The organism is endosymbiont of Acanthamoeba sp. UWC8, from assembly GCF_000730245.1.
Classification (GTDB): domain Bacteria; phylum Pseudomonadota; class Alphaproteobacteria; order Rickettsiales; family Midichloriaceae; genus Jidaibacter.
On the sequence record NZ_CP004403.1, the window covers coordinates 198,771 to 209,895 of the forward strand.

Genomic DNA, 11,125 nt, shown 5'->3' on the forward strand with positions numbered 1-11,125 from the left:
GAATTGTTATCATCAATGAAATTATAATAACTCTGCTAATTTTTGCCTAATGTAATCTTCTCCAATATGAGAGCTAAAAGCCACGAAATTCGGGCATCTTAAAGAATTTTTATTGTAAGTTAGTATATTACCCTTTCTATCGAAAATTAAACCTCCTGCGCAAGTCAAAATAGCATGCCCGGCGGCTATGTCCCAAGTGTTTATGCGTGAAAAATTTGAATACATATCATATATTCCTTCTGCGACTAAACAAAACTTAAAAGAGCTTGAAACCTGTTCTGACGATGTAACATTCAGAGAAGCGATAAAATTCAAAGCATCTTCACCTAAGTGCCTGGTCGGAACTACAATATTTAGAGCTTTATCGTTTTTTATATTTTGGTTAACTTTTATTTGAGTAGTAATGCCGTTGTATTCCTTATAAGCTTTTTTATCAGCGCTTGTATAATATAGGGCTTGTTTTAAGGGTTGGTAAATAATACCAAATTCAGAGGTTTTATTTTTAATTAAAGCGATATTGATTGTAAAGTCGCCCTTTTTTCTAATAAAAGATTTTGTGCCGTCAATAGGGTCAATTAACCAGTAAGTATCGTTTTCTTTTAATATATCCATATTATGTTCCTGATCCGCTTCTTCGGAAATAATCGGTATATGAGGAAACATTTGCTTAAGTTGAGCAGTGATTAAATCGCTTAATTCCTGATCTGCAATTGTTACAGGAGATTTATCGGGCTTATACTGCACATTGATATTGGAAAAATCATAATATCTCCTCGCCTGCTCTCCGGCCTCTTTAACTAAAATAATAAGCTTTTCTATTTGATTTTGTTTAAGCAGCATTTTTCAGTTTCATATCTAATAGTTTTGTTACTTCTTTAATAATTTTAGAAGCATTAAGCCCCGCTTCTTCATACATAACATCCACATTATTATGATCGATAAATCGATCAGGTAAGAACATTGCTCTGAATTTCAGATTATTGGAATCAAGTAGACCTTCCTGTGATAAAAATTGCATTACATGGGAACCGAACCCACCTATCGCTCCTTCCTCCAGTGTAATCAGCACCTCATGATTTTCGGCAAGATTTAAGATTAGCTGCTCATCAATAGGTTTAGCAAATCTTGCATCAGCTACAGTAATTTTAATATTAAATTGTTTTTCAATTTCGTGAGCAGCTTTTAAAGCTTCCTCAAGCCTGGTACCAAGCGAAAGGACGGCTACTCTCTTGCCTTCTCTTACCACTCTACCCTTACCGATGGTAAACGGCTCAATCTTGGCCGGTATCTCTGCAAATGCGGCTTCTCCCCTTGGAAACCTGAAAGCTGACGGCCTATCATTAATCATATAGCAAGTTTGTATGGCGCGCATTAATTCAAGCTCATCGCTTGGTGCTATAACTACAAAGTTCGGTAACATTGCCAGATATGCTATATCAAACGAACCTGCATGCGTAGAGCCGTCTGATCCCACTAAGCCAGCTCGATCAATTGCAAATCTTACCGGTATCGATTGAATAGCAACGTCATGTACTACTTGATCAAATGCTCTTTGCAAAAATGTTGAATAAATAGCAACAAATGGCTTAACCTTATCAAGTGCTAAACCTGCTGCAAAAGTTACCGCATGTTGCTCTGCAATCCCGACATCAAACATTCTATCCGGGAATCGTTCTGCAAATATATTTAGTCCCGTACCTGAAGGCATTGCCGCCGTGATACCGACCACACTTTCATCATATTCGGCAATTTTAGTTAAACTTTCGGCAAACACTTTAGTATAGGTAGGCCTGATACTTTTTGACTTGATCTGAATTTTAGTATCTAAATCAAACTTGGATACCGCATGGAATCCTTCCAAGCACTCTTCCGGTGAACCGAACCCCTTCCCTTTTTTAGTTATAACATGAAGAAGTATTGGGCTTGAAATCCCTTCCGCTTCTTTTATATTTTCCAAAATAGGAACCAGTTGATCAAGGTCATGCCCGTCAACCGGGCCTACATAGTGAAACCCCATTTCTTCAAAGAAGTTTCCGCCTGTAGTAAAATCCTTAGCATATTTTTTAGCTTTCTTAGCAAAATTTTCTATAGGGGAAGGCATATGGTTTAAAAAGTTTTTCGCTAGGCTTCTTACGCTTAAATAAGGCTTCGATGACATAAGCCTGCATAAATATTGGCTCATTGCGCCGACTGCAGGTGCAATTGACATTTTATTGTCATTTAATATCACAACCATTTTTTTCTTTAGGTGCCCTGCATTATTCATCGCTTCATAAGCCATTCCTGCACTAATTGAACCATCTCCGATTACCGCAATCACATCATGGTCGCTTTCATTTATATCTCTTGCAATAGCAAGGCCTAAAGCAGCCGAGATAGAAGTGGAGCTATGCCCTGCCCCGAATACGTCATATTCACTTTCAGAGCGTTTTAAAAACCCTGAAATACCTCCGGGTTGTCTTATGGTATGTAATTTATCTTTCCTGCCGGTTAATACTTTATGCGGATATGCCTGATGCCCGATATCCCAGACCAGCAAATCTTTCGGAGTATTAAAAACATAATGTAGCGCAACCGTAAGTTCGGCGACTCCTAAACCGGCGCCCAAGTGTCCGCCCGTTTTAGATATGGTAGATATGATTTCTTCTCTTAACTCTTCAGAGAGCTGTTTTAATTCTTCAATATTTAAGTTTTTTAAATCGGAAGGGTAGTTAACACTATCTAAGATTTTATATGGATGTTGTTTGACCATGCCGGAACTTCATATTTTTGTTCCCAAGTATAATGAAAAAGATTAATTTTATCAAAGAAATAAACAAATAGATGGAATATTTTTTTGCTTGTTTTATATAGGGTATATATAAAGTAGGCATTATCAGTTAAACCAGAGAGAAGATTTATGGAATATAAATTAATTGTGCAGGACTCTGAAAATTCTGAAATTACAGAAATACTTAAGCAAGGAGTTAGATCTTATAGCTCTGCCTATTTTAACGGAGTGGTGGGGGGAGATAGCTTTGTTATATACGCTCAAAATAAGGTAGGGAAAGTGATCGGAGGTATCTCGGGGAATTTGGGAAGGTATGCAAAAGTTGCGTGGGCGTGGGTTGATGAAGAACATCGAAGTCAAAAGCTCGGGACAAAACTTTTTAACGAACTGGATAAGTTTGCAAAGTTAAAGGGTTCGAAGTATATTCTACTTGATACTTTTGATTTTCAGGCACGGCCTTTTTATGAGAAAATAGGTTATGAATGCATTGGTACAGTAAAGCGGTTGGTAGAGGGCTATGATTGCCACTTTATGAGAAAAGAGTTATGAATTTTTAGGGGGAATGGACTTATGAAAAATCACTTGTTTTGTTTTGGGCTTGGTTATACTGCTCTTGAAGTTATAAGAGAGCTAAATTCATTAGAACCTGAAAGTTGGAAATATTCGGGCACAAAACGCAATCCGGCCAACGTTCCCGATAAGCCGATAATTGAAATAATTGATTTTGATGATCTTATCATTATACCCAAATCAGTTACTCATATACTTCTTTCCATACCGCCTAAAGAAGATGGTGATATAATATACAACCGATTTTTACATCAAATTAAAAAGTTACCTAACCTGAAATGGATAGGTTACTTTTCAACAACCGGAGTTTACGGGGATTATCAAGGTGAATGGGTAGATGAACAGAGTTTAACAAAAACTGAGAACTTCCGATCGCTTTTAAGGCTTAAAGCTGAATCACAATGGCAAAGTCTTACCGAATTAGCAGCTGTCAATATATTTAGGCTTTCCGCAATTTACGGAGTTAATAGAAGCGAGTTTGAAAAGATTTTATCAGGTAGAGCTCAAGTTATTATTAAACCTAATCAATTTTTTTCCAGAATTCATGTGAATGATATTGCTCAAATTGTGGCAAAAGCAATTACTTTCTCAGCTACAAAGGAAATTTATAACTTATCCGATGATTATCCGTGCGCGCAGAATGAAGTTACCGAATATGCTTATAAGCTTTTAAACTTAACTCCTCCAAAACCGATTGCTTTTAAGGAAGCTGAGTTATCGGAAATAGCACAATCATTTTATCTGGAAAGTAAGCGTGTAAGCAATAATAAAGTTAAACAAGGTTTAGGTATTAATTTAAGATACCCTACTTTTAAAGAAGGGTTACAAGCTATATTCAAAGAGATTCATGAAAGCTAAATTTTATTATATTTTAATAGTTATTGTAATAACTATTTCTCGGTTTGTATCTTTAGCATTTGGCGCTCAAGAGAAAAATATTGTTTATATATATCAAGATGAAGGTGTTAGCGACGAATCATTATTACATACCATCTCTACCTTAAAAACTATTTTACCTTCAAGCTATATTGTAAATAAAATCAATGCAAAGGAAGTAAAATTTGGCCAATGGGCTAAAAATGCAGCGTTATTCGTAATGCCGGGTGGAGCTGACCTACCTTATGTTAAAAAATTAAACGGTAAGGGTAATAGAAATATTAAAAATTATGTTAGCAACGGAGGTTCATATTTAGGTATTTGTGCCGGTGCTTATTATGCTTCAGCCTATGTAGAATTTGATCAAGGAGGTGAATTGGAAGTAGTAGGATATCGAGAACTTGCATTTTTCCCGGGCAAATCAATAGGATCTGTTTTAGCTAAGTACAGCTACAAAAATAACAGCGGTTCCCGAGCCTCTAAACTACATATTACCTTAGATAATGTTAAAGAAACAGTTACTTACTACAACGGAGGCGGATACTTCGCCGATGTAAACAAGTATCCTAATGTTACAGCCATCGGATATTATGAAAATAATTTGCCCTCGATAATATATATTACTTATGAGAAAGGAAACATTGTATTATCAGGCGCACACTTTGAATATACTCCCTCTTTATTGGATGCAAATGATCCATATTTAAAAGATATTTTGCCGGCTTTAGAGTATCATAACACCTCACGCAGCCTTCTAACAATAGAAATACTTAAAAAGCTTGGTATAAATTATGATTAAAATTATGCCAGAAATACTTCGCATATACTTTATTGTTACCTTATAAGCATGATATAGCTAATAACCTATTAGCCTTTAGCATAAAATCCTCTAATAATTTTAAGGTTATGGATAATATAATATCACAAAGTGTTGTATATAGCCCAGCGCAACAAAGTATTATAAAAATGCATAAATCTACTTTTATGATTAATCAATTAATTCTACCCAAACTTAAGTATAAACTCAGTATACTTACCCAACTCTGATCTACACTCTAAAGCTCCCCCCATTTCTTCCATTACCATTTTACAAAAGGATAGACCTATACCGGTGCCTTTGCTACTCTTAGTGTAAAACCTTTCAAAAATGTGCGGGAGGTCTTCCTTACTAATCCCTTTTCCATAATCTTTAAAATATAACTTATGACCTTCTGACCAAATATCTATTTCTACATTACTGCCGCCATGCTTTAATGCATTGCTGAATAAATTATATAATACATGTTTTATATAATGCTTTGATCCGTAAAATATAATATCATTTTCAATATTTATATTCACTTTTCCTAAAGATTCAGTTGAAACCATAAAATCCTTTATAGTTTCTTCTAAGCATTCTTTTATTGAATATTCATCTTTATCTTGAGCAATTACCATAGCTTTTAAGGAAGTTAACAATCTATCTACCGTGCTTATTCCCTCTATACTTGCTTTCTTCAATAATATACAAGTTTCCTGCAAAGTTTTTAAAGTATTATCTTTTTCAGCTATGCTTGATATAGCCTGTTTTTTATCAATTACTTTTTGAGCAAGAAGTGAGATATATTGAGCTCCCATATTGATTGTTGCAAGCGGAGTCTTAACCTCATGAGCAATTGCACCTCCGAATAATTGCATAGCCTCAAGTCTTTCTTCGGAGTTAAGTTCCTTCGGGCGCGCAAACAAAATACCGATTAAACTTGCAAACAGATAAACATATATAGATAAATATATAGTTTCAAAATCAGCCGGGAGAATAGCATCACCAATAACCAATTCATAAAATAAAAATCCGAAAAGCATACCGACCAGTGAGATCAAAATAAAACTTAACCAATCTACAAGCATTGTAAGCAGCATTATTGATAAAGTTAAATTAATTAACCACTCATAGTGCGCTTCTAATATAATTAGCATTACGGTTGTAACAAACGGCAAACAATACATGAGTGTAAAATGCCAATATAAGGGAAAGTAATGTTTTAACTTTTCAGGCCAATAATCTTTCATCAATAAACCAACGCACAGCATTCCTGCAAATATCCTTAATCCAAGCATAATTAGGTAATGCGTAGGCTCCTGATATGTCCACATAAAGTAAGGCACCACATAGTTAATACAACAAAATATCCCGAACATTAGATAGTTAGCCCCATATCTTTTAACTTTATCGTTAGAGTATTGATATATATTTTTCGGGGTAGGTAAGTATTTACTAATTATTTTAATTAACGGAATATTGTTAAATTTAATATTTTTCTTTTTATTGGGCACTTTAGGATCAACAAAAGCAATACAACGGTTTTGTATAATATGCGTTGAAATAAAGCCGATAAATCCCAAAAGAGCAATAATGATCGGGATCGAAAAATTTGGAATACCAACTATCTCAGCGGCAAGAAATGATATTATAGAAACTAAGTTACATACCCAAAATGATTCTTTACTTACTTTAAACTTAAGTAAGCCGAAAAGCAAAGGGATCCCTATTGAGGATACCAGCAATAAACTGGTAATTACAAGTAAACTTACAATATTATAATTTTGTAAAGATATAAATATCCCTAACGCGCCGGTAATTAAAGTTGATACCTTCATTAAATTCAATTTTCCGATTTCCGTATTAAAACATTTTTCAGGAAAAACATTGTGTGCTATCAGTATGCCTGCTGAGTTAAGGGAAGAATCTGCAGTCGACATAATAACTGCAATCATTCCTGAAATTGCAACTCCTTTCATAAACGGAGGCAATAAATTATCTATAATGGTTGGGATTACAGTTTTCGGCTCAATATTTGGAAATAATTTTAGCGCGGAAAAAGCCATGCATACTACTATAAATATTAAAGCAAAAGAAAGGAAAGAGTATATATATGTTATCCTACTTAGTTGATTATGGTTTTGCGCCATTAAATATCTTTGAATTAAATGCGGCTGAAAAATTATAAGCGGGATAACCATAAAAAGAAATAATGCAATATACTCATCAAATTTCGGGTGAGAAAGAATATGAAAATGATAGGTAAGATCTGGGTTAGAAAAAACTTTAGCTAGCCCTCCTACTTCAGTTATCGCAACGCTTGCAACTAACGGGATAACGACTATTAGTATGGCAAACTGCAACACATCAGTCATAGTAACCGATTTTATCCCCCCGAACGTAGAGTAGCAGACTATTAAACTGCAAGCTATATAAATTGCAGTTGAATAGTTAATACTTAAAAAAGAAGCCATTAAAGAGCCTAAAGCAGTAAACTGCACTCCAAGTACTCCTAAGCAAACGGCATATCCGACAAGACCTGAAAACACCTCTGCTTTTACTCCGTAAAAATATTTAATTATATCCGAAACCGAAATCATACCATCAAAACGATTATCAAATTTAGGCGCTATATACTTAGCAGCTAGAAATATCGCAATCGGAATAGCAAGGCTTGGGATAAGATATACCAAGCCGTCTTGAAAGAATTGGGCAGTGTCACCGGTTGTAGTTCCTCCCCCAATCATGGTTGCAAGCAGAGTAAGTGCAAGGACGGGAGTACTATATGACTTATTAGCTATTGCATAATCTTTTATATTCTTAATATCTCTGCCGGCAATAATCCCTACTATTAAGGTGATTGTTAAAAAAGCTAATACTATAGCTTTATCCGGATCAAAAAATTTAATAATACTTTCCATTACCATGTACTCTGAATAATTTAATCAATTGATCATGTTATAGGTGTAAATTAATCGGAGAATTACCTATATCTCAATAACCCTTACCAAAATTTTACAAATACATAACCATATGTTAAAAATTATGCAACATTCTTATAATTTAATTATATTTAGTATTTTTTAAGTAAAAGAATAAGGTATTGAAACTTAATATAATAAGTACAAAATATATTATTGTGTAAAAGATAAGCTTATTCTTTTCCTAACACGTGCCTTTCAATGCTTTCAATCATACTGCCGGCAATATCCTCACCACTAACGCTTTCAATACCTTCTAAGCCGGGAGAAGAGTTAACTTCCAGAACTTTTGGCCCGGTATCAGATCTGATTATATCTACTCCCGCTACTTTAAGCCCTAATATTTTTGCAGCAGAGATTGCCATTTTCTTTTCTTCAGGAGTAAGTTTGACGGGTGCAGCTACTCCGCCCAAATGTAAATTCGCCCTGAATTCATCATCAGCTGCTACTCTCTGCATTGCACCGACTACCTTGCCGTCAATAACGAAGCAACGGATATCTTTTCCTTTTGCTTCCTTGATATATTCCTGAACCAAAATATTTACTTTTAAACTCTTAAAAGCATTGATAACGCTTTCAGCAGCTTTATTGGTTTCTGCAAGCACAACACCTACTCCTTGGGTTCCCTCTAATAATTTTACAATCAGTGGAGCTCCTCCTACCGTCTTTATCAGATGCTTAGTATCTTCAGGTGAGTTTGCAAACCCGGTTATAGGCATATTAATACCTTTATCGGCAAGCATTTGTAAACTTCTTAGCTTGTCTCTGGAGCGAGTTATTGCAACAGCTTCATTTAATGAGAATGCACCGGATGCTTGAAACTGACGGGTTACCGCACAACCGTAAAAAGTGGTAGAAGGTCTAAGCCTCGGAATTACCGCATCTATACTTTTTAATATCTCACCGCCTCGATAGCATACGGTTGGCTCATTGGCGCTTATATTCATATAACAATGGCGAACATTTATAAATTTCATATTATGCCCTCTTAGCTCACCTGCTTCCATAATCCTTCGATTAGAATAAAGATCAGGGTCGCTTGCAAGAAGAACTATATTTAAAGACGCTTTTTTAGATACATGAAGTTTGTACAGATTCCTTGCTTCTTTGCCAGAAATATCGGAAACCATGAACACAGCATCAGGATCAACTAAAACTTTATTTTGCATAGCTTCTCTACCGAGCAGCATACGATAACCCATAGAATCCCGATTGGTCAAAGTGATTTCAATATCCCAAACTTGATCACCAAGCTTAATAGGCGTAACTACTACTACTCGCTTTTCCACTTCACCGTTAGAGCTTCTGACTACTCTTCTATCAACAACGGGAGCTATGCATCTATGAATAATTTTACGGTTGTTTTGAATCGGGTGAACATCAAACTTTGCATAAGCTTTGCCTCCCTCATCATAACAATGAATATTAAAAGCATGTAAAGCAGAAGTTTTGGCTCCGGAGTCAACTCTAATCTTTACTGCGGGCAATCCAAGCTCCGGTAAAGAACACCATTCCTCACTTCCAATTATAAACTTTTCGGTCATTTATTTACTAAAATTAAAATCTAATAAGTTATTTCTGATATATATAAAAAATTTATTAAGTAAATATATATTTAATATATTTTTAAATTATTTTTATTTTAGCATCGGGCAGCCTAATGTAAAGAGGATCAACTTCATTTAATAACTCAGTATTAGAATTTTGCAAATACTTTAATGCGACCATACCGACATTCTTAGCGTTCGGAATATTTATCTCATCGGCAAATTTGTTACCTATTATTTTAGAACCGGCCGCAAATTCACTTACTAAACTATACTCAACAAGCTCAATAGTGCTATGCGGAATTTGGTTAATAAATTTTTGTGCATATACCTGGTTTCTGCCCGCGTCTAAAACCGAACAAATTTTTTCATCCTTGCCGAAAGCAATTGTCTCCAAGCAGCTTATACCGATTACTTTTTTACCGGCTGCAAAAGCAATTGCATTGGCGGTTGCAACCCCTATTCTTATACCGGTAAAACTTCCCGGGCCGTTAGAAACTGCAAGATAATCAAGCTCCTCATAAGTAGTATTATTTTCCTCAAGCACCTGCTCAATCATTAAAATTAACTTTTCCGATTGCTTATGAGCTCTGCTTTCTAAAATATAAGATACAACACTACGGTCATTTAGGAGAGCGACCGAGCACTCTCCTAAACAAGTTTCTATAGCTAACATTAACATATAGGCTTAGTTCTTATGTCTTCTAGGGTCGCTTTTTAAAGTCATATGGCTTACAACTTCTTTAACGCCTTTAACTTGACTTGCTAATCTAACAGCCAAATCCAATTCTTTTTTAGTTTTAGCAATACCGATTAAATATACTACTCCGTTATTTACATCAACGGTGTAGTTAATTGAGCTTACGCCTTTTTGGAAAAGAAGCTTTGTTCTTATTTTGGTAGCGATCCAAGAGTCATTTGCTCGTGTTTTGATATCTTTATCACCGACTTCCAGTTCATTGATTACTTCATGCACACCCTCAGTAGACCAAGCTATTTTTACGGCTCTTATGGCATGTTGATTTTTAGCAACGCTTCCGGTTAAAAGGACTCTGCCTTCTTTGACGGTTACGCTGATTTTCGATAAAAGGTTTGCTACATCTTTTTGAGCAAACTCATTCTTTATTTTTGCCATGATGGTTGCATCATCAATTATATGTCCGAGGGTTCTCTCTTCGGCAATAGAGGCTCCGACTTCACCTGTAGCTACGACTGCCACCGGTGCACAGCTGGTAGAGCTTAAGACTACAATTCCAAGTGATACCAGTATATTAAATTTATTCATTGCGACTATCTCCTTTTAATAATATATCTTTTGCTTTATTTAGCTTTTGGGCTATGTACTTTGAACCTCCGTGGTCAGGATGGTTTTTAAGTATAAGCTTTTTGTAAGCTGCTTTTATTTCTTCTTCGGAAGCATTCTTATTTACTCCCAAAATTTCGCACGCTTCATTTTTGCTTACCTCTTGTCTATCACTACTAGCATTAATTTTTTCAGATTGCACTCTAAAATTCTTTATAAAAGGCAGAATAGCTAAGAAAAGATTAGCAAAATATGCTAACTTTATTGAACCCACTCTTA

Annotated in this window: 10 protein-coding genes; 3 read left to right on the top strand and 7 right to left on the bottom strand. The window is 35.3% G+C overall.

What is annotated here, in order from left to right; genetic code table 11:
* Positions 1 to 21 precede the first annotated feature (21 nt).
* Positions 22 to 840: a 3'(2'),5'-bisphosphate nucleotidase CysQ gene (gene cysQ / locus I862_RS00910; RefSeq protein WP_052646280.1), complete on the bottom strand. Its 819-nt coding sequence runs from the start codon at positions 838 to 840 to the stop codon at positions 22 to 24.
* Positions 830 to 2,752: a 1-deoxy-D-xylulose-5-phosphate synthase gene (dxs, locus tag I862_RS00915; protein ID WP_038537875.1), complete on the bottom strand. Its 1,923-nt coding sequence runs from the start codon at positions 2,750 to 2,752 to the stop codon at positions 830 to 832. Before dxs ends, cysQ begins: the two co-directional genes overlap by 11 nt.
* Positions 2,753 to 2,899: 147 nt before the next feature.
* On the opposite strand from dxs, the gene I862_RS00920 reads away from it, so the two are divergent.
* From I862_RS00920 to I862_RS00930, 3 genes are read left to right on the top strand one after another with little or no spacing between them, the layout of a single operon-like run.
* Positions 2,900 to 3,319: a GNAT family N-acetyltransferase gene (locus tag I862_RS00920; protein WP_038537878.1), complete on the top strand. Its 420-nt coding sequence runs from the start codon at positions 2,900 to 2,902 to the stop codon at positions 3,317 to 3,319.
* A 21-nt stretch (positions 3,320 to 3,340) separates the two neighbouring features.
* Positions 3,341 to 4,198 (top strand): Rossmann-fold NAD(P)-binding domain-containing protein, encoded by an 858-nt coding sequence (locus tag I862_RS00925; RefSeq protein ID WP_038537882.1) that lies wholly within the window; start codon positions 3,341 to 3,343, stop codon positions 4,196 to 4,198.
* Positions 4,188 to 5,015 (top strand): BPL-N domain-containing protein, encoded by an 828-nt coding sequence (locus tag I862_RS00930; protein ID WP_084173748.1) that lies wholly within the window; start codon positions 4,188 to 4,190, stop codon positions 5,013 to 5,015. Before I862_RS00925 ends, I862_RS00930 begins: the two co-directional genes overlap by 11 nt.
* A 203-nt stretch (positions 5,016 to 5,218) precedes the next feature.
* Here the strand turns inward: I862_RS00930 and I862_RS00935 are convergent, their stop codons facing one another.
* The 5 genes from I862_RS00935 to I862_RS08230 all read right to left on the bottom strand — a co-directional run bounded on the left by I862_RS00935 (position 5,219) and on the right by I862_RS08230 (position 11,048).
* Entirely contained in the window at positions 5,219 to 7,936 is a 2,718-nt protein-coding gene (locus I862_RS00935; RefSeq protein ID WP_158499235.1) for a sodium:solute symporter family transporter, read from the bottom strand.
* A gap of 233 nt (positions 7,937 to 8,169) precedes the next feature.
* The gene (gene rimK / locus I862_RS00940; RefSeq protein ID WP_038537888.1) at positions 8,170 to 9,540 is read right to left on the bottom strand and encodes a 30S ribosomal protein S6--L-glutamate ligase; all 1,371 of its coding nucleotides are present in this window, start codon (positions 9,538 to 9,540) and stop codon (positions 8,170 to 8,172) included.
* An 82-nt stretch (positions 9,541 to 9,622) separates the two neighbouring features.
* The gene (tsaB, locus tag I862_RS00945; RefSeq protein ID WP_038537891.1) at positions 9,623 to 10,219 is read right to left on the bottom strand and encodes a tRNA (adenosine(37)-N6)-threonylcarbamoyltransferase complex dimerization subunit type 1 TsaB; all 597 of its coding nucleotides are present in this window, start codon (positions 10,217 to 10,219) and stop codon (positions 9,623 to 9,625) included.
* 12 nt (positions 10,220 to 10,231) lie between these two features.
* On the bottom strand, positions 10,232 to 10,828 hold the full coding sequence (locus tag I862_RS00950; RefSeq protein WP_038537893.1) for a BON domain-containing protein: 597 nt from the start codon (positions 10,826 to 10,828) through the stop codon (positions 10,232 to 10,234).
* Positions 10,821 to 11,048 carry a DnaJ domain-containing protein gene (locus tag I862_RS08230; RefSeq protein ID WP_199398810.1) on the bottom strand — a complete coding sequence of 76 codons (228 nt, stop codon included), beginning with the start codon at positions 11,046 to 11,048 and terminating at the stop codon, positions 10,821 to 10,823. The genes I862_RS00950 and I862_RS08230 overlap by 8 nt, the downstream gene beginning before the upstream one ends.
* Positions 11,049 to 11,125 lie beyond the last annotated feature (77 nt).

Bases quoted from the DNA above. Each gene is read 5' to 3' on its own strand.
- tsaB (WP_038537891.1), bottom strand. From the start codon at position 10,219: ATGTTAGCTATAGAAACTTGTTTAGGAGAGTGCTCGGTCGCTCTCCTA.
- dxs (WP_038537875.1), bottom strand. From the start codon at position 2,752: ATGGTCAAACAACATCCATATAAAATCTTAGATAGTGTTAACTACCCT.
- I862_RS00925 (WP_038537882.1), top strand. From the start codon at position 3,341: ATGAAAAATCACTTGTTTTGTTTTGGGCTTGGTTATACTGCTCTTGAA.
- I862_RS00930 (WP_084173748.1), top strand. From the start codon at position 4,188: ATGAAAGCTAAATTTTATTATATTTTAATAGTTATTGTAATAACTATT.
- I862_RS00950 (WP_038537893.1), bottom strand. From the start codon at position 10,828: ATGAATAAATTTAATATACTGGTATCACTTGGAATTGTAGTCTTAAGC.
- rimK (WP_038537888.1), bottom strand. From the start codon at position 9,540: ATGACCGAAAAGTTTATAATTGGAAGTGAGGAATGGTGTTCTTTACCG.
- I862_RS00935 (WP_158499235.1), bottom strand. From the start codon at position 7,936: ATGGAAAGTATTATTAAATTTTTTGATCCGGATAAAGCTATAGTATTA.
- I862_RS00920 (WP_038537878.1), top strand. From the start codon at position 2,900: ATGGAATATAAATTAATTGTGCAGGACTCTGAAAATTCTGAAATTACA.
- cysQ (WP_052646280.1), bottom strand. From the start codon at position 840: ATGCTGCTTAAACAAAATCAAATAGAAAAGCTTATTATTTTAGTTAAA.